17 protein-coding genes and 2 tRNA genes are annotated in these 17,353 nt (G+C 58.6%); 8 read left to right on the top strand and 11 right to left on the bottom strand.

Annotated elements, in window-relative coordinates; all coding sequences use genetic code 11:
• Positions 1–5 precede the first annotated feature (5 nt).
• Genes sdhA through sdhC form a run of 3 tightly spaced genes read right to left on the bottom strand, consistent with a single transcriptional unit; the run spans position 6 to position 2,524 of the window.
• Positions 6–1,781: a succinate dehydrogenase flavoprotein subunit gene (sdhA, locus tag T9A_RS00150; RefSeq protein WP_035244078.1), complete on the bottom strand. Its 1,776-nt coding sequence runs from the start codon at positions 1,779–1,781 to the stop codon at positions 6–8.
• 3 nt (positions 1,782–1,784) lie between these two features.
• Positions 1,785–2,156, bottom strand: coding sequence for a succinate dehydrogenase, hydrophobic membrane anchor protein (sdhD, locus tag T9A_RS00145; RefSeq protein ID WP_035244077.1), 372 nt, complete (start codon positions 2,154–2,156; stop codon positions 1,785–1,787).
• Positions 2,150–2,524, bottom strand: a complete 375-nt coding sequence (gene sdhC, locus T9A_RS00140; protein ID WP_084573340.1) for a succinate dehydrogenase, cytochrome b556 subunit — start codon at positions 2,522–2,524, stop codon at positions 2,150–2,152. Before sdhC ends, sdhD begins: the two co-directional genes overlap by 7 nt.
• A gap of 454 nt (positions 2,525–2,978) precedes the next feature.
• On the opposite strand from sdhC, the gene gltA reads away from it, so the two are divergent.
• From gltA to T9A_RS00125, 3 genes are all read left to right on the top strand, one after another.
• A complete protein-coding gene (gene gltA, locus T9A_RS00135) occupies positions 2,979–4,262 on the top strand; it encodes a citrate synthase (RefSeq protein ID WP_035244073.1) in 1,284 nt (427 codons plus the stop codon).
• A gap of 353 nt (positions 4,263–4,615) precedes the next feature.
• Positions 4,616–5,728, top strand: coding sequence for an SMP-30/gluconolactonase/LRE family protein (locus T9A_RS00130; protein ID WP_052042397.1), 1,113 nt, complete (start codon positions 4,616–4,618; stop codon positions 5,726–5,728).
• On the top strand, positions 5,715–6,593 hold the full coding sequence (locus tag T9A_RS00125) for an NAD(P)-dependent oxidoreductase (RefSeq protein WP_035244071.1): 879 nt from the start codon (positions 5,715–5,717) through the stop codon (positions 6,591–6,593). Before T9A_RS00130 ends, T9A_RS00125 begins: the two co-directional genes overlap by 14 nt.
• Before the next feature lie 58 nt (positions 6,594–6,651).
• Here T9A_RS00125 and T9A_RS00120 read toward each other — a convergent pair whose 3' ends face one another.
• Positions 6,652–7,668 (bottom strand): amidohydrolase family protein, encoded by a 1,017-nt coding sequence (locus T9A_RS00120; protein ID WP_035244069.1) that lies wholly within the window; start codon positions 7,666–7,668, stop codon positions 6,652–6,654.
• 157 nt (positions 7,669–7,825) lie between these two features.
• Here T9A_RS00120 and T9A_RS00115 point away from each other — a divergent pair, with 157 nt between their 5' ends.
• The 3 genes from T9A_RS00115 (at position 7,826) to T9A_RS00105 (ending at position 9,768) form a co-directional block, all read left to right on the top strand.
• Complete coding sequence (locus T9A_RS00115; RefSeq protein WP_035244067.1) at positions 7,826–8,233, top strand: MbcA/ParS/Xre antitoxin family protein; 408 nt, start codon at positions 7,826–7,828, stop codon at positions 8,231–8,233.
• A complete protein-coding gene (locus T9A_RS00110; protein ID WP_408605288.1) occupies positions 8,230–8,931 on the top strand; it encodes an RES family NAD+ phosphorylase in 702 nt (233 codons plus the stop codon). The genes T9A_RS00115 and T9A_RS00110 overlap by 4 nt, the downstream gene beginning before the upstream one ends.
• A 72-nt stretch (positions 8,932–9,003) precedes the next feature.
• On the top strand, positions 9,004–9,768 hold the full coding sequence (locus tag T9A_RS00105; protein ID WP_035244065.1) for a TIGR01458 family HAD-type hydrolase: 765 nt from the start codon (positions 9,004–9,006) through the stop codon (positions 9,766–9,768).
• Between the two features lie 262 nt (positions 9,769–10,030).
• Here the strand turns inward: T9A_RS00105 and T9A_RS00100 are convergent.
• The 3 genes from T9A_RS00100 to gltX form a co-directional block, all read right to left on the bottom strand.
• Positions 10,031–10,106 (bottom strand) — tRNA-Glu (locus T9A_RS00100).
• Between the two features lie 5 nt (positions 10,107–10,111).
• A tRNA-Ala gene (locus T9A_RS00095) sits at positions 10,112–10,187 on the bottom strand.
• Between the two features lie 330 nt (positions 10,188–10,517).
• Complete coding sequence (gltX, locus tag T9A_RS00090; RefSeq protein WP_035244063.1) at positions 10,518–12,002, bottom strand: glutamate--tRNA ligase; 1,485 nt, start codon at positions 12,000–12,002, stop codon at positions 10,518–10,520.
• A 217-nt stretch (positions 12,003–12,219) separates the two neighbouring features.
• Here gltX and T9A_RS00085 point away from each other — a divergent pair, with 217 nt between their 5' ends.
• Positions 12,220–12,699 (top strand): DUF4399 domain-containing protein, encoded by a 480-nt coding sequence (locus T9A_RS00085; protein ID WP_269529817.1) that lies wholly within the window; start codon positions 12,220–12,222, stop codon positions 12,697–12,699.
• 74 nt (positions 12,700–12,773) lie between these two features.
• Here T9A_RS00085 and T9A_RS00080 read toward each other — a convergent pair whose 3' ends face one another.
• The 4 genes from T9A_RS00080 to T9A_RS00065 all read right to left on the bottom strand — a co-directional run bounded on the left by T9A_RS00080 (position 12,774) and on the right by T9A_RS00065 (position 15,949).
• On the bottom strand, positions 12,774–13,109 hold the full coding sequence (locus tag T9A_RS00080; RefSeq protein ID WP_035244060.1) for a YnfA family protein: 336 nt from the start codon (positions 13,107–13,109) through the stop codon (positions 12,774–12,776).
• A gap of 96 nt (positions 13,110–13,205) precedes the next feature.
• Entirely contained in the window at positions 13,206–13,550 is a 345-nt protein-coding gene (locus T9A_RS00075; protein ID WP_035244058.1) for a TraR/DksA family transcriptional regulator, read from the bottom strand.
• 55 nt (positions 13,551–13,605) lie between these two features.
• Positions 13,606–14,454: a universal stress protein gene (locus T9A_RS00070; protein ID WP_035244056.1), complete on the bottom strand. Its 849-nt coding sequence runs from the start codon at positions 14,452–14,454 to the stop codon at positions 13,606–13,608.
• Between the two features lie 10 nt (positions 14,455–14,464).
• Complete coding sequence (locus T9A_RS00065) at positions 14,465–15,949, bottom strand: SulP family inorganic anion transporter (protein WP_035244054.1); 1,485 nt, start codon at positions 15,947–15,949, stop codon at positions 14,465–14,467.
• 281 nt (positions 15,950–16,230) lie between these two features.
• Here T9A_RS00065 and dusA point away from each other — a divergent pair, with 281 nt between their 5' ends.
• Positions 16,231–17,229, top strand: coding sequence for a tRNA dihydrouridine(20/20a) synthase DusA (gene dusA / locus T9A_RS00060; RefSeq protein WP_084573365.1), 999 nt, complete (start codon positions 16,231–16,233; stop codon positions 17,227–17,229).
• Positions 17,230–17,353 lie beyond the last annotated feature (124 nt).

The raw sequence follows: 17,353 nt of genomic DNA, 5'->3' as shown, positions 1-17,353 counted from the left end.
CTCCGTTAGTAGGTCCGAGCCTTGGGCTGGAAGGTGTCGACAGTCTTCGGCTTGAAGTTCACGTCACGCTTGCCCAGCTTCTTGGCTTTCGGGTCGAAGATGGAGTGGCACAGCCAGTTCTCATCGTCACGATCAGGGAAATCGTAACGGGAATGGGCACCACGGCTCTCGGTACGACCTTCTGCTGCAATGGCAGTGGCTTCAGCCACTTCCAGCAAGTTCTCCAGCTCAAGCGCTTCGATACGCGCAGTGTTGAACGGCTTGCTCTTGTCATCCAGATGCGCCTTGCCAATGCGCTCGCGCAGATCCGCAAGCTTGGCTACACCTTCCGCCATCAGATCGCCTTTGCGGAATACACCGAAGTGATTCTGCATCACGCTCTGCAGCTCCTTGCGCAGGGCCGGAATGGATTCGCCACTGGTAGACTCATCCCAACGACGCAGGCGCGCCATGGCTTCATCGATGTTGGCATCGGTAGGCTCGTACTGGGTCATGCCCTGGCGTAGCTGATCCTCGATATAAAGGCCTGCAGCCCGACCAAACACCACCAGATCCAGCAGCGAGTTACCGCCCAGGCGGTTTGCACCGTGTACAGATACACAGGCGACTTCGCCCACTGCAAAGAGACCGTTAACGAACTGCTCTTCACCCTCATGGCCGCCAGACAGCTTGATGGCCTGACCGTGAACGTTAGTGGGGATACCGCCCATCATGTAATGACAGGTCGGCACAACCGGGATCGGTTCCTTAACAGGATCAGTCTGCGCGAACGTAATGGCCAGTTCACAGATGCCCGGCAGGCGGCTGTGCAGCACTTCTTCACCTAGGTGGTCGAGCTTGAGGAATACGTGGTCGCCGTTCGGGCCAGCGCCTCGGCCGTCCAGAATTTCCATCATCATGGAACGGGCAACAACATCGCGGGAGGCCAGATCTTTGGCGTTTGGCGCATAACGCTCCATGAAACGCTCGCCATCCTTGTTGATCAGATAGCCACCCTCGCCCCGACAACCCTCGGTAACAAGTGTGCCTGCACCGGCAATACCGGTGGGATGGAACTGCCACATTTCGATGTCTTGTACCGGCACGCCAGCACGCAAAGCCATGCCAACACCGTCACCGGTATTGATAAGAGCATTGGTGGTAGAAGCGTAGATACGACCGGCACCGCCGGTAGCAAAGACGGTTGCCTTGGCCTTGAAGAACACGGTCTCGCCGGACTCAATATCGATGGCGATCACGCCACAGACATTACCTTCGTCGTCCTTGACCAGTTCGGAGGCATACCACTCGTTGTAAAACTGGGTGCCGTTCTTCAGGTTCTGCTGGTAAAGGGTATGCAGCAGCGCATGGCCGGTACGGTCAGCGGCCGCACAGGTACGGGCCGCCTGACCGCCTTCACCGAAGTTCTTGGACTGACCACCGAACGGACGCTGGTAGATACGGCCTTCTTCGGTACGGGAGAACGGCAGACCCATGTGGTCCAGTTCAAAGACCGCTTCCGGGCCCACATTACACATGTATTCGATCGCGTCCTGGTCACCGATGTAGTCGGAGCCCTTGACGGTGTCGTACATGTGCCAGCGCCAATCATCGTTGGGATCAGCAGACGCGATGGCACAGGTAATACCGCCCTGGGCGGACACGGTGTGCGACCGGGTCGGGAATACTTTGGAAATCAGCGCAGTCTTGAAACCGGACTGGGCCATTTGCAGTGAGGCGCGCATACCGGCACCACCACCACCTACGACGATAGCGTCAAACGTAATAGTGCGAATGGACATGGATTACGCCCCTCCCCAGATCAGAACCAGACCCCACAGCAGATACACCACCAGAGCCAGAGCGATTGCCACCTGGGCAATCAGGCGCACGCCGGTGGCAGCTTTACCCAAGGTCATGCCGGTCAGGTAGTCGGTGGTTACACCCCACAGGCCTACCCAGGTATGTGCAGCAACGGAAACTACCAGCAGGGTGTTGGCAATCTGCATGCAGACAGAGCCCATCAGGGCCTTCCAGCTGACGTAGTCCAGATCACCGGACAACATCAGGTAGCCCAGCATGCCGATCATGTACACACCAATGATAACGGCAGACACACGTTGAATGAGCCAGTCATACAGGCCGTTACGGCCCAGGCTCGTCACACTGGTTACCATATCCAGCCTCCTACCAGCAGAATCAGTACTACAGAGATGATGAACACCAGTTTGGCGCCACGCTGGCCGCCTTCCAGGGTCTCACCCACTCCAGCATCCATAACAAGGTGGCGAATACCTGCCACCAGGTGATACAGCAGTACAGCCAGAATGGCCCATACCACCAGCTTCACCAGCGGGGAGGTCATCAGTTCTTTCAAGTCCGCAAAGCTCTCGGGAGACGCCAGGGAGCGATCCAGCATCCACAACAGAATCGGCAACGCCAGGAAAATGGCAACGCCGGTTACACGGTGGGTGATAGATGCTATAGCCGTGACCGGGAACTTGATCGTGCTCAGATCGAGGTTAACGGGTCGCTTATCGTTCACGGTAGCCTACTTATAGCCGGGCCCCAGGTTGGGGCGGTTGTCGGGAACTTTGGCAAAGTTGTTGAGATCAAAACGTGAAGTCTGATCTTAACAACCTCGCCCGGGCCGGGGTGGGCCCACACAAAACCCCCAGTCAGAGGTTCCTGCCGGGCGGCAGTATATCGCTGCGCCCTGAGCAAAACAAACGCTGCGCACCATACAAACACAGTATCTTTCCTCTAACGCCTTGATTTACAATGGCGCACCGGATGTGAGCGCCCTAAAAAGAGCTTGCACCAGCCTGATGCAAAATGCGGTTATTGCTGTAACAGGCTGTTTACCCTACAAAAGTCTGACCCACCGGTTCCCGGGTTCGCGTTGACAAAGGTGTGTCAAAACTTTACCTTCCCCCGCGCTTTGGAGGACCTTCCTTGCCTTGAGGAACGTTCCCTCGTCCGCCAATGGAGAGATTCCCATGACCGAGAAGAAAGCCACTCTCAAGGTAGATGGTAAGGACCTGGACCTGCCGATCTACACCCCGACCCTGGGCCGCGATGTTATTGACGTGTCCAAACTGGTAGCCAACGGTGTCTTTACCTTCGACCCGGGCTTCACCTCCACCGCCTCCTGTGAATCCAAGATCACCTTTATTGATGGTGAAGTGGGCAAGCTGCTGCATCGCGGCTACTCCATCGAGGAACTGGCCGGCAAGTCCGACTACCTGGAAGTGTGTTACACCCTGCTGTACGGCGAACTGCCCACCGCAGAACAACGCGATCAATTCATCAGCACCGTGAAGAATCACACCATGGTGCATGAGCAGATTCGCAACTTCTTCAACGGTTTCCGCCGCGATGCCCATCCGATGGCCATCATGTGTGGCGTAGTTGGCGCGCTGTCTGCCTTCTACCACGACTCTCTGGACATCAATAATCCCGAGCACCGTGAGATCACCGCGTACCGCCTGATCGCCAAGATGCCCACCATCGCGGCCATGTGCTACAAGTACGCGTTGGGCCAGCCTTTCATGTACCCGCGCAACGACCTGGGTTACGCAGAGAACTTCCTGCACATGATGTTCGGCAACCCCTGTGAAGAGTCCAAGATCAGCCCGACCCTGGCCAAGGCCATGGATCGCATCTTCATCCTGCACGCGGACCACGAGCAGAACGCCTCCACTTCTACCGTGCGTCTGGCCGGCTCCTCCGGTGCCAACCCATTCGCCTGTATCGCTGCCGGCATCTCTGCCCTGTGGGGCCCGGCACACGGTGGCGCCAACGAAGCCGTGCTGAACATGCTCGACGAGATTGGCTCACTGGATAACATCGATACCTACATCGCCAAAGCCAAGGACAAGAACGACCCGTTCAAGCTGATGGGCTTCGGTCACCGCGTCTACAAAAACTACGATCCGCGTGCCACCGTGATGCGCGAATCCTGCCACGACGTTCTGGCCGAACTGGGTGTCAACGATCCGCAGCTGGAACTGGCCATGAAGCTGGAAGAGATCGCCCTGAGCGACCCCTACTTCAAAGAGAAGAAGCTGTTCCCGAACGTGGATTTCTACTCCGGCATCATCCTCAAGGCGATCGGCATTCCGACCTCAATGTTCACCGTGATTTTTGCCCTGTCCCGTACCGTGGGCTGGATCGCACACTGGAACGAGATGATCTCCAACCCGTACAAGATTGGCCGTCCGCGCCAGCTGTACACCGGCGAGACCGAACGGGAGTTCATCCCGGTCAACGAGCGCAAATAAGCGCCTGTTATCGCCACACAAAGAAACCGCCTCCGGGCGGTTTTTTTGTGTCTTCAGAATCCCCCCGTCCCTCTACTCCTATCCCTTGCTGTAGGAGCACCTCTCGAGGTGCGAACCCTGACCATGACGAAGACATCACGGCTGAACCTGATGCAGGGTTTCGGAAAAAAATCGATGGTAAAGGTTACCGTGTCCCTTGCTGGCGCTCGGGTTCGCACCTCGAGAGGTGCTCCTACAGAGGTGTGGTGTAACAGCATGCCATGGCGTCAAAAGCCTGGATGAGGCAACCGTTTGCCAAATCCCCGCCCTCCATGCAAGCATCGACTTTCCGTTAATCGATCTTCCGGATTCCAATGATAAAAAATATTGCACTGCTGATTCTCATCATTCTGGTTGGCTATCTGCTGTTCTGGCCCGTGTCCATTGATCCAGTGGCCTGGCAGGCGCCCGAAGCGCCAGCACTGGAAGGCCCCTATGCCAGCAACTCCGCCCTGGCGGAAAGCCGCTCCCTGGCCGTTGATGACGGCATCGGCCCGGAAGATGTGGCTATCGATAGTGACGGTTTTCTCTATGTGGGCTACGTGGACGGACGCATCTTCCGCTTCGACCCGGATGGCAGCAACCCGGACCTGATTGCCGACACCAAGGGCCGCCCGTTGGGCCTGGATTTCGACCCGCAAGGCAATCTGATCGTGGCCGATGGCTACAAGGGGCTGCTCAGCATCAGCCCGTCCGGCGCCATTGCCGCTCTTTCCCAGCGGGCCAACGGTGTGGATTACAAATTCACCGACGATGTGGATGCGGACAGCAACGGCGTTATCTACTTCACCGATGCATCCAGCAAGTTCGGCCCCGCCCTGCACGCACGCGATGACATTCTCGAACACGGAGGCCACGGCCGCCTGCTGCGTTACGACCCGGCCAGCGACCAGACCCAGGTCCTGCTGGATGGCCTGCAATTCGCCAACGGCGTGGCGCTATCCCGGGACGAAGACTTTGTCCTGGTCAATGAAACCGGCAGCTACCGGATTGTCCGTTACTGGCTGAAAGGCGACAACGCCGGCAGCCATGATGTGTTCTTCGACAACCTGCCCGGTATTCCCGACGGCATCTCCAGCAACGGCAACGGCACCTTCTGGGTGGCCCTGTTCAGCCCGCGCAATGCCATGCTGGACGCCATGTCCGACAAGCCCCTGCTACGCAAGGTGGCCTTCCGTCTGCCATCATTCCTCCAGCCCCAGCCTGCCCACCACGGCTTCGTACTGGGCCTGAATGAACAGGGGGAAGTCACTCACAACCTGCAGGACACCAGCGCCGACGCCTTCGCCCCCATCACCAGCGTGGAACAACACGGCAACACCCTGTATCTGGGCAGTCTCACTGCCCCCCGTTTTGCCGCCTACCCGCTGCCGGCCAATGACCCCGCCACAGTTATCGAGCAGGACGCCCGCCATGTCACAGATTAACGCCGCGTTTATCGGGCTGGGCACCATGGGCTATCCCATGGCCGGCCACCTGGCCGAAGCCGGGCTGTCCATGACCGTCTACAACCGCACCGCCAGCCGCGCCCACCAGTGGGCCCGGGACTTCAATGGCCGTACCGCTGACACCCCCGCCGAGGCCGCTGCAGGTGCCGCCATGGTGTTTGTTTGCGTGGGCAATGACGATGACCTGCGCCAGGTCACTCTGGGCCCTGGCGGCGTGCTCGAAACTCTCAGCGATCGCGCCCTGCTGGTAGATCACACCACCGCCAGCGCCGCCGTGGCTCGGGAGCTGGATGCCGCCTGCCGGGATCGCCAGGCCGATTTTATCGATGCGCCGGTGTCCGGCGGCCAGCAGGGTGCCGAAAACGGCCAGCTGTCGATCATGTGTGGCGGTGATGATTCTGCCTACCAGCGCGCGGTTCCCGTGCTCAATCACTATGCCAAGGCGGTCAATTTGATGGGCCCCGCTGGCAGTGGGCAGCTCACCAAAATGGTCAACCAGATCTGCGTGGCAGGCCTGGTGGAAGCCTTGGCCGAAGGCGTCGCCTTTGCCAAGAATGCCGGACTGGATGCCGGCAAAGTGTTCGAGACCATTCAGCATGGCGCCGCCGGCTCCTGGCAAATGGCCCACCGCCACCAGACCATGATCGACGACCAATACGAGCATGGCTTTGCCGTGGATTGGATGCGCAAGGACCTGGATATCTGCCTGACAGAAGCCGCCCGCAACGGCACACCCTTGCCAGTGACGGCGCAGGTAAATGATTTCTATCAGGAGATCCAGACGATGGGTGGCGGGCGCTGGGATACATCCTCCCTGCTGCGTCGCCTGCAAAAACCCGAGTAGCCCTCCAACTCCGTTGTTGCCTTTTCACCAAGGCAACAACGGAAAATTTCGATGCACCTCAATCACTCCGATATTGCGCACCCTTTTCGGGCACAAGCGCAGCAGCATTGCCATTCGCCAGTTGCTCCGCCACTTTTTGGGGCAAGACATCCAGCAGCGATTGGTAGTCATCCATCAGCCGTTTCATGCTGCCAAAGTGCCCCACCAGGTCCGAGCCCAGGACAAAACGGTCTGGATAGTCCCTGATCAGCTCGATCCATTCCGCAGCGGGTTTGCCATCCTTGAGCAAATAGTGATCCTTGACGCTCCAGGACAGATCCACATAAAAATGCTCATAACGGCCCAGCAAGGCCCGCAGGATCGGCACCAGGGTACCCAGCGGCGCCTGCCGCTCTTCCACCCCACCGCTGGTGCCTGCATGTGCCAGCACAAAGCGGGTCTGGGGATTGGCGGACAACGCCGCCTCCAGCTCTTCCAGGAAAATCGGCGTCTCTTCCCGCAGTGATGTCAGGTTGCTGTGCAGCAACACCGGCAGATCGTAGCGGGCCGCCAGCGTGTAAACCCGCATCAATGCAGGATGGTTGGCTCTGGGCGTTTCGCCCTCGGTCAGCGCTGTCAGCTGATCATGGCGGGTGAGAATTTCCCCGATGCCGAACCACATCCCCGGATACCGCCGTATCAACGCCTCAATCTGGTCAGCAGCGTTCATGTCCGTGGGATTAACACCGCTGATAAAGGGTTTCAGCCGCCGCTGCTGCGCCTTCGTCAGCGCCTGGACCGCCTGTGCCACAATGTCATCGGTGGCGCTGTAGTAATACAACGGCGCCTCATCACCCAGGTAATAGCGTGGTTTTCGCGGTGCCTCCGCCTGCCACTTCTTCATCACCGGCAAGCCGAACAGCCAGGCCGTTTCCACCCCGGCCTGATCCATTGCCGCCAGCATGGCCTCACTGCCCTCACTGTCCTGCATGAAATCCACGTAATGCAGGTGCGCATCCGTCAGCGTCCTCGCCTGAATCCCTGCACTGCCCAGTAATATCAGCAATACCCACATCGACAACCCTGTCTTTGTCATCACAATGCCCTGTCTGTCATCTCGCTGTCAGAGACCGGGAAACCCGGCTCAAGTTCTGGCCATCCTCCCGAACTGGGACCTGGATCCGTCCGTATATCCACATATAGACAAAAATGACAAAAAGGGCCATCATTGAAGCATCAAGTCAGGAGGCATTATGGAAGCAGCCAGACAACAGACACCGCAGGCGCTGGACGACGGTGCCCGCCATGCAGCACTGCGCGCAGTACTCAAGCTACTGGAGCACTGGCAGTGCAGCGAGAAGGAAAAGATGGCTCTGCTCGGCGTGGGTCGCTCCACCCTGCACAAGTACCAGAGCCAACCGGACAGTGCCCGGGTCGGCAACGACCTGCTGGAACGCCTCAGCTACTTGCTGAACATCCACCAGGCGCTGCGCACCCTGTTCGGTAACCGGGAAAACGTCTACGGCTTCGTGCGCATGGCTAACCACAACCCGTTCTTCAACGGCGCCACACCCATGGACATCATGAGCAACGGCCGCGTGGCCAGCCTCTACGAAGTGCACCGTCAGCTGGACAGCCTGCGGGGCGGGCAATGGGGATGAGCGAAACAGAGATCCACGCCCTGCCCCGACACCCCTTCCCCTCGCAGATCGCCTACCGGCTGGTTAACGGCAAATACCCACCCATCGCCATCTTTGACGATGTGGCAGACCAGGCCGACTTCGATGCCCTGTTTGCGGTGCAGGCCCTGACCAACCCGCGCCTGCAGAACGAAGTGGGTGATCTGAACCGGGTGCCGCCTGCGGAGCGCCCCTGGGGCATTCCCGGCTGCAACTATGCCCTGGGGCCCTTTGTCCACGTGAACCCCGCCGGCTCCCGCTTTTCCGATGGTGCCTACGGTGTCTTCTACTGCGCGGATCGCATGGCCACGGCCCTTGCCGAAACCCGTTACCATCAACAGCGTTATTTCCAGCAGGTAGACGGCCTGAAATACGACCGCATTGTCATGCGCGGCCTCAAGGTCCACTTCTCGGCCACCCTGTGCGATATCACCCCGGCCACCCGATATCCGCACTGGCATGACCCGGACCATTACCAGGCCCCACGGCAACTTGGCCAGCAGCTTTACCAGCTGCGCGAAGCCGGCCTTCACTACGAATCCGTCCGCGCCCCCGGCAGCCACTGCTACGCCCTGCTCTCCCCCCTGCCGGTGGAGGCCATTACCCCCAGCGCGCATTACGAGTACATCTGGGATGGCGAGAAAATTGCCCACACGCTGACCATTCGCCGCTTGAGCTGACCACACCGCCAAGCCTATGCTCTGAGTAGAGCCTACTTTCCCGCCATACACAGGCTCTCACGGAGGAGTGCCATGCCACTGCATGCCATCTGCCTGGACCTGGCCGGCGTGCTCTACCAAGGCCCGCGCCTGCTACCGGGCGCCCAGGACGCGCTTCAACGCCTGCGCGCCACCGGTCTGCCCCTGCGCTTTGTCACCAACACCTCCCAGCGCAACCGCACCCAGATACTCAATGACCTGGCCAGTCTGAACCTGGCGGTTGATGAGACAGAGCTGTTTACCGCGCCGCAAGCCGCCCACGACTACCTGACTTGCCGAGGGCTGACCCCCTACTGCTTGTTCCACCCCAATCTGAAAGAAGAGTTTGCTGATCTGGAAGGCAAGCAAGCCGATGCCGTACTGATCGGCGATGCCGGCAGGAAGTTCACCTACGAGCATCTGGACCAGGCTTTTCGTTTGCTGCACGACGGCGCACCGCTGATTGCCATCGGCGAAAACCGTTATTACCAGCTGGATGACGGTCTGCATCTGGATGCCGGTCCCTTTGTCAGGGCATTGGAATATGCCGCCAACTGCCGAGCCATCATCACCGGCAAACCCTCCTCCGCGTTCTTTGAACAGGTACTGGCCGACTTGGGAACCCGGCCCGAACACACCCTGATGGTAGGTGACGACGTCCATGGGGACGTGGAAGGCGCGCTGAACAGCGGCATGCAGGCCTGCCTGGTGCAAACCGGGAAATACCGGGAGGGGGACGAGCAAGCCATCACCGGTGATTTTTACCTGGAGGCGGATATCACTGCCGTCGCCCGAACCGTAACCCACCTGCTCGGATAGCCATAGCGAGATTACATCAGCGTCCTGTGAGACGGTTGAAAACCTTTAGGACGCCGGCTTTCAGCATGGCTGGCAATCCAGTTGCACTGTCAAAGGTATTTCTCAAGGAAGAACGAGCGGGATCTGCCAGCCGATAAAAAAGGGGAGCAACCAAGCACTGGCGGCGCTACCCGGCAGCAAAGGCGAAGATCTGGACAATGATGACCAAGGATAAAACGCACAAATAAAAAAGCCCCACTCTTTCGAGCAGGGCTTTTCTATATGGCGTCCCCTAGGGGAGTCGAACCCCTGTTACCGCCGTGAAAGGGCGGTGTCCTGGGCCACTAGACGAAGGGGACGTATTTGGTGGAGCCAGGCGGGATCGAACCGCCGACCTCAACACTGCCAGTGTTGCGCTCTCCCAGCTGAGCTATGGCCCCAAAAACGTCAATCAGAACAAGGTGCATCCCGGTTGGTGCGGCGTATTCTACCCAGCCCCCCTACTCTGTCAAGCGCTGGCCTGGTGTTTTTTTCAGAATGAAGTCCGTTTGGCTACATCCTGAACAAGCTGCTGAAAAACTGGACAAAATCCACAGCCTCTGTCGTAGGAGCGTCGCTGGCGGCGCGATAACCAGAGTTTCGAGTTGCGAGAAGCGAGTTTCGAAAGACAAACCCCAAAACCCGGGAAAGCCCGATGATTTTCGCTTCTCGTAACTCGTTACTCGCAACTGACCTTATCGCGCCGCCAGCGACGCTCCCACAGTCAGGCCTCAGCCTACCGGCAAATCCCGATAAGCCTTCTCCAGCTTCTTCATCTGCTTCTTGGACACCCCGCCCAGCACCTCGATGGCGTTGCGCAGGCGGGCGCGGCTCAGGTCGGCGCCGATGATTTCCATGGAATCCACCACCGAGAAGCTGGCGCTGGTGCCGGCAATGGCGACAAAGGCCGGAAACAGGAAGTCCTTGATCTTCACTTCCAGGGCATCGGCGATGGCCTTGGCATCGGCAAACAGACCGTCACGGTTCCAGTCACTGCGTGCCTCATAGGCCCACAGCAGGTACTGCAGCCACACCTTCATGTCCTCGGCACCATACTGCTTGTGCTCGAAGCTGGCTTCGCTGATCGCCGGCATGCCGTTGAAACAAAATGCGGCCTTGTCCGCCACGTCCGACAAGGTTTCCACCCGCTGACGCAGGTGAGGAATGATCTTCATGGCGTAATCGCGGTTGTAGGCCCAGTCCAGCAAGGTATCCAGGAACTGCTCGTCGCTCTGCTCACGCAACCATTGGCCATTCAGCCAGCTCAGCTTTTCCACATCAAAAACGGGACCGCCCAGGGACACCCGGTTGATATCGAAAGCGTCCTGCATCTGCGCCAGGGTGAACTTCTCGCTCTCGTCCGGCATGGACCAGCCCATGCGCCCCAGATAGTTCACCAGGGCTTCCGGCAGGTAGCCCATACGCTGATAGAACAGGATGCTGGTGGGGTTCTTGCGCTTGCTGAGTTTGGATTTGTCCGGGTTGCGCAGCAGCGGCATGTGACACAGCGCCGGCATCTCCCAGCCAAAATATTCATACAGCAGCTTGTGCTTGGGCGCGGAGTTCAGCCATTCCTCACCGCGGATCACATGGGTGATCTCCATCAGATGATCATCCACGATATTGGCCAGGTGGTAGGTAGGCATGCCGTCGGACTTGAGCAGGATCTGTGCATCCACCAGCGCCCAGTCCAGCTCCACGGTGCCGCGCAGCATATCCTGGATTTCACAGCGGCCGTCCGTGGGCACACGCATGCGAATCACGTAAGGCGCACCGTCTGCTTCCCGCTTTGCCTGCTCGTCGGCGGGCAGTTCCAGATCCATCGGCTTCAGCGCCCGGTTCTCGCCCTGCTCTTTCAATTCGGCACGCAGGACGTCCAGCTCCTCACTGGTGCGGTAGCATTTAAAGGCGTGACCTTTCTCAATCAGCGCCTCGGCATACTCAGCGTACATATGCTTGCGTTCGCTCTGCCGATACGGGCCATGGGGGCCGCCCACGTCCGGGCCTTCGTCCCAGCTCAGCCCCAGCCACTTGAGCGAATCCAGAATCATCTGCTCGGACTGGTCCGTGGAGCGGGTCTGATCCGTGTCTTCAATTCGCAGAATGAATTGACCACCGTGCTGGTGGGCAAAACAGCGATTGAACAGGGCAATATAGGCGGTGCCTACGTGAGGGTCACCGGTGGGCGACGGCGCTACGCGGGTGCGGACGGTCATGCTGACTCCAATAGTGCAAACTGGCGCGGATTATACCTGTCACAGCGGGAAGCTTATAGACACGGAGCAGCGGCTTTCTGTTAAGGTTGAACGCGAATCATTATTTCGCCTACCGAGCAACTGCTGGGCGTTATCTCCTCGACAAGACGTAAAGGAAAAGACAATGCGTATTCCCTTCAGATACACACTGCTTGCAGCCTTAATTGTGGGCATTCCTATGCTTCAGGCCTGCTCAGATAACGAAACCCCGGAACAACAAGACATCGCCGAAAAAATTGTCGAGCAATCGCAAAAATCCAAAGCCATGTCTGCGGAAGAATCCACCGCTTCTGGCATTGAGCGCAGCATGGCGCCCGAAAATGCCACAGCCTCCATTCTCAGTCCCGCTGACGGTGCCACCGTCACCAGCCCGGTCACCGTGACATTTGGCCTGGAAGGTATGGACGTAGCGCCCGCCGGCACCGAGCAAGAACACTCTGGCCATCACCACCTGCTGATTGACCTGAACGAGCTGCCGGCCATGGATTTCCCGCTGCCGGCCAACGACAACGTGGTGCATTTCGGCAAGGGCCAGACAGAAACCGAGCTGGAACTGGAACCGGGCACCCATACCCTGCAATTGCTGCTGGGTGATCACATGCACGTGCCCCATGAACCGCCGGTAATGTCTGAAAAGATCACCATTACCGTGGAATAAGGGTCAAACGCCGGACCTCAGACGCCAACAAGTTTCTCTTTTCGCGTCAGGGGTCCGGCATCAAGCCTCAGTCGTCACCCTATCTGCCGAGGCGCAAACATGATGATGGCCATGCCGGTCAGCGCCACCAGCGACCCGACAATATCCCAGCCCGTGGGACGGATACCGTCAACGCCCCACAACCAGAGAATGGCCACGAAAATATACACGCCCCCGTAGGCCGCATAGACCCGCCCCGCCGCCGTGGGGTGCAAAGACAGTAACCAGGCAAAGGCCGCCAGACTCAGCGCAGCAGGAATCAACAACCAGGCGGACTTCCCTTCACGCAGCCACAGGTAGGGCAAATAGCAGCCCACGATCTCGGCGACAGCCGTGATCAGAAACAATCCCAGAATCTTCAACTCCGGCAAGAGAACCTCCCGGTCTATCGTCAGATAAGCACACCGCAACGCACACGCGACGTTCAGCGCACGGTAAGTACCGCGAGTGTAGCGGGAAATATCCGCCTATTCGCGGGCACTGGCACAATCAAGGCAAAACAAGGTGGCGGGATCAATCTCGAGACGCTTGGGATTGATGGGCTTGCCGCAGTCTTCGCAGTAGCCGTAATCATCCTCATCAATACGACGCAGCGCCGCAACAAGCTGGCGCAAACGCTGCTCCTGACGTTGACGGGTTGCCAGGGCCATGGCCTGTCCCTGCATGGCGTCCATTCGCGACAGGCGCCCAACGCTTTGCTGATCCAGCTCCACCGGTTTGGTGGCTGAATCAGCCGCATCATTTTTTTCGCTTAATGCCTGCTTCTCTTCCAGCAGTTTCCGGCGAAAGTGTTCCTGATCTGCCTCTTCCATTTGGCTCCCCAGGGGACAATACCCCCGACGTCACCAACCACGCCGGGGTACCTCTTTACCTCAGCAGCAGATGCGGCACCGTGGCGTTCTTGATCATCTTGCTGGTGGTGCTGCCCACGAAGAATTCGCGGATACGGGAATGCCCATAGGCGCCCATGACCACCATATCAATACCGTTATCCTGCTGGTATTGGTGCAAGGCAGGCTCCACGTCGCCTTCCAGCTGTGCCACTTCCACCTCGTGACCGGACTTTTCCAGGGTGTCGCGAGCCCAGTCCAGATCCTCTGACAACTGCTTGTCCTTGCCCACGGCGACCAGATGACAAGGCAGCCCCAGAAACAGGGGACTGGCGGCCAGCAGTTTTACGCCTTCACGACAAGTCGGGCTGCCATCGAAGGCCAGCATGATTTTGCCAGGTTCAGCGAAATCAGACGGCACAACCAGAATCGGCTTGTGCATGGTTCGAATCACCTGCTCCACATGGTCGCCTACTTGAGCCGCCTCACCGGCATGTTCTTCACCCAGTTTGCCGATCACCAAGATGCGGGTCTGCTCCTGCATGCCGGCCAGTGTTTCTACCAGGCCACCATGACGCTGGCGCTGTTTAGGCTCAGCCACACCCTTTTCAATAGCACGGCTGGCAGCGCCATCCAGCATCAGCTTGCCCTGCTCCAGGGCCAGCTTGTTCCGCTTGGCATCGAGCTCGGACAGCTCAGTCAGCAACGATTCACGACCACCCAGCAGCAGGTTGCCACTGAGATCACTTTCCACCGGATAGCGGGAATGATCCAGTACATGCAGCAGGGTCAGCGGCGCATTCAGGCGCTGCACCGCCCAGACGGCATAGTCGCAAACCCGTGCTGCGGCTGGAGAACCATCAATACAGGCAATCACTTCACTCATTGTTCTTCTCCTAGTGGCCGCCCATGAGTTTTTCGACCGCCTCGGGCTTGTCGTGCACGGCAAATTTATCCACCAGAGTCGCGCTGGCTTCGTTCAGGCCGATCAACTCCACCTCGGTACCCTCACGGCGGAACTTGATGATCACCTTGTCCAGGGCGCCAATGGCGGTGATATCCCAGAAATGGGACCGGTGCACATCAATAGTCACTTTATCCAGTGCTTCCTTGAAGTCAAAGGAGGCAATGAACTGGTCCGCTGAGGTAAAGAACACCTGACCCAGCACTTCGTAGCGACGATGACCGCTATTGATTTCATCCAGGTCTGAACGCACATAGAAAACACGACCCACCTTGTTGGCATAGAACAGCGCGCTGAGTACCACGCCGATGCCAACACCGATGGCCAGATTATGGGTGGCTACGGTGGCAGTCACGGTAGCCAGCATGACGACGGTACTGCTCGCCGGATGCTTGGTCATGTTGGTAATGGACTCCCAACTGAAGGTACCGATGGACACCATGATCATCACCGCCACCAGCGCCGCCATGGGAATCTGGGACACCCACTTGCCCAGGAACACCACCAGCACCAGCAGGAAGCAGCCGGCAAACAGGGTGGAAAGGCGCTTGCGGCCACCGGATTTCACGTTAATCACGGACTGGCCAATCATGGCACAACCCGCCATGCCGCCCAGGAAACCAGAGAAGATATTGGCGACACCCTGCCCTTTGCATTCGCGATTCTTCTCGCTATCGGTATCGGTCAGATCATCAACGATGGTTGCCGTCATCATGGATTCCAGCAGGCCTACCACGGCCAGAGCCAGTGAATACGGCAGGATGATTTTCAGGGTTTCCAGGTTAAGAGGGATATCAGGCAACAGGAACACCGGGAGGCTATCCGGCAAATCGCCCTTGTCACCGACAGTAGGTACATCCAGGCCGAGATACATGGCGATGCCGGTAATCACGACGATACAGATCAGCGGAGACGGTACCGCCGTGGTCAGCAGCGGCAGCAAATAAATGATCGCCAGACCCGCCACGACCATGGCATAGACATGCCATGTCACCCCAACAAGCTCCGGCAACTGCGCCATGAAGATCAGAATCGCCAGCGCATTCACAAAGCCGGTGACCACGGAGCGGGAGACAAAACGCATGAGATTACCAAGCTGCAGGAAGCCGGCAATAATCTGCAAGACACCCGTCAGCACGGTTGCCGCCAGCAGATATTGCAGGCCATGGTCTTTCACCAAGGTCACCATCACCAAGGCCATGGCCCCGGTCGCCGCCGAAATCATCCCCGGGCGCCCGCCGACAAACGCAATGACTACAGCGATACAAAAGGAGGCGTACAACCCTACCTTGGGGTCCACACCGGCAATGATGGAAAAGGCAATTGCCTCGGGAATCAAGGCCAGGGCAACAACGGAACCGGCCAGCAAATCACCACGGATATTACTGAACCATTCCTGCTGAATAGATCGAAGCATGGAGAACAATCCTGTTTTGGAATTACGACAAACAAAGATGCTGCGCAGCAGCAGAACACGGGATGACATGGCGCAAAGCACCATACGGCAAAGCCGGAGACGGGCTGTCTACTAGGGCGGACTCAACCGTGGGAGGGTCATGAACAGTCTCGAGTGATTTGGAAAGGCGCGGAGTTTAGCAGAGCGAACCCGGCTTTGACAGGCAACGCCGCCGTCCCCCCTACGCCCACGCGCAACAACATGCGACAATAATGCCCTCTGACACCCGCTTGCCGCCTTGCATGAATCACACTCTGACAACGACAACCCCACTACAACAGCCGGACCGACGCCTGTCCGTGGCGCCGATGATGGACTGGACCACCCGGGACTACCGGTTTCTGGCCCGGTTGATTACCCGCCACACCCTGCTCTATACCGAAATGGTGGTGGCCCAGGCGATTCTGCGCGGCGATCGTGAGCGGTTTCTGGCGTTCAATGACGAAGAGCATCCGGTAGCCCTGCAGCTTGGCGGCGGCGAGCCCCGGGATCTGGCCGAAGCGGCCCGGATTGCCGAGCAATACGGGTACGACGAAATCAATCTCAATGTGGGCTGCCCGTCGGATCGGGTACAGCAGGGCAAGATCGGCGCCATTCTGATGGCCGAGCCGGAACTGGTGGGCCAGTGCGTGGAAACCATGCAGGCAGCCGTCAGTGTGCCGGTGACGGTAAAGACCCGCATCGGCATTGATGACCAGGATGATTACGATTTTCTCTACCGGTTTGTGACCCGCATGGAACAGGCCGGCTGCACCAGCCTCACCATTCATGCCCGCAAGGCCATCCTTTCCGGCCTGTCGCCCAAGGAAAACCGGGAGATCCCTCCGCTCATCTATCAGCGCGCCTATGCCATCAAGCAGGCCTTCCCGCATATGGAGATCGTCCTCAACGGTGGCGTGAAGACTCTGGACGAGGTGCACGAGCACATGGGCGACGTGGATGGCGTGATGATTGGTCGCGAGGCTTACCAGAACCCCTACTTCCTGGCCGACGCGGATCGCATCGTGTTTGCGGATGAGCACCCTGTACCCAGCCGCCGGGATGTAGCCGAACAATTCCTGCCCTATGTGGAGCGTCGCTACGCACTGGGCCATGCGCCCAAGCATTCCCTGCGCCATATTCTCAACCTGTTCCAGGGTGAACCGGGCGCCCGTCGCTTCCGACGACACTTGAGCGAAAACATGCACAAGCCGGACACCACCCCGCAAGTGCTCATGGACGCTTTGGCACAACTGCCTTAGCCTGTCAGTACGTTATATCTCCGTAGGAGCGGCGCTAGAGCCGCGAATCTGCTTGCGAACACTTCCCCAGGAACTGTTCGCGGCCCATAGCCGCAGGACACAGAGAACGCCGCTCCTACGGCAC

The sequence above is a fragment of the Alcanivorax jadensis T9 genome (genome assembly GCF_000756655.1).
In the GTDB taxonomy this organism is placed as follows: domain Bacteria; phylum Pseudomonadota; class Gammaproteobacteria; order Pseudomonadales; family Alcanivoracaceae; genus Alcanivorax; species Alcanivorax jadensis.
This window is presented reverse-complemented; position numbering and strand designations above follow the sequence as displayed.

What these genes read in the sequence shown, in the direction of transcription:
- T9A_RS00105 (WP_035244065.1), top strand. Translation starts at nt 9,004, where the DNA reads ATGCCACTGCATGCCATCTGCCTGGACCTGGCCGGCGTGCTCTACCAA.
- dusA (WP_084573365.1), top strand. Translation starts at nt 16,231, where the DNA reads ATGAATCACACTCTGACAACGACAACCCCACTACAACAGCCGGACCGA.
- sdhD (WP_035244077.1), bottom strand. Translation starts at nt 2,156, where the DNA reads ATGGTAACCAGTGTGACGAGCCTGGGCCGTAACGGCCTGTATGACTGG.
- gltA (WP_035244073.1), top strand. Translation starts at nt 2,979, where the DNA reads ATGACCGAGAAGAAAGCCACTCTCAAGGTAGATGGTAAGGACCTGGAC.
- T9A_RS00120 (WP_035244069.1), bottom strand. Translation starts at nt 7,668, where the DNA reads ATGACAAAGACAGGGTTGTCGATGTGGGTATTGCTGATATTACTGGGC.
- T9A_RS00070 (WP_035244056.1), bottom strand. Translation starts at nt 14,454, where the DNA reads ATGAGTGAAGTGATTGCCTGTATTGATGGTTCTCCAGCCGCAGCACGG.
- gltX (WP_035244063.1), bottom strand. Translation starts at nt 12,002, where the DNA reads ATGACCGTCCGCACCCGCGTAGCGCCGTCGCCCACCGGTGACCCTCAC.
- T9A_RS00075 (WP_035244058.1), bottom strand. Translation starts at nt 13,550, where the DNA reads ATGGAAGAGGCAGATCAGGAACACTTTCGCCGGAAACTGCTGGAAGAG.
- T9A_RS00130 (WP_052042397.1), top strand. Translation starts at nt 4,616, where the DNA reads ATGATAAAAAATATTGCACTGCTGATTCTCATCATTCTGGTTGGCTAT.
- T9A_RS00065 (WP_035244054.1), bottom strand. Translation starts at nt 15,949, where the DNA reads ATGCTTCGATCTATTCAGCAGGAATGGTTCAGTAATATCCGTGGTGAT.
- sdhA (WP_035244078.1), bottom strand. Translation starts at nt 1,781, where the DNA reads ATGTCCATTCGCACTATTACGTTTGACGCTATCGTCGTAGGTGGTGGT.
- T9A_RS00085 (WP_269529817.1), top strand. Translation starts at nt 12,220, where the DNA reads ATGCTTCAGGCCTGCTCAGATAACGAAACCCCGGAACAACAAGACATC.
- T9A_RS00125 (WP_035244071.1), top strand. Translation starts at nt 5,715, where the DNA reads ATGTCACAGATTAACGCCGCGTTTATCGGGCTGGGCACCATGGGCTAT.
- T9A_RS00110 (WP_408605288.1), top strand. Translation starts at nt 8,230, where the DNA reads ATGAGCGAAACAGAGATCCACGCCCTGCCCCGACACCCCTTCCCCTCG.
- T9A_RS00115 (WP_035244067.1), top strand. Translation starts at nt 7,826, where the DNA reads ATGGAAGCAGCCAGACAACAGACACCGCAGGCGCTGGACGACGGTGCC.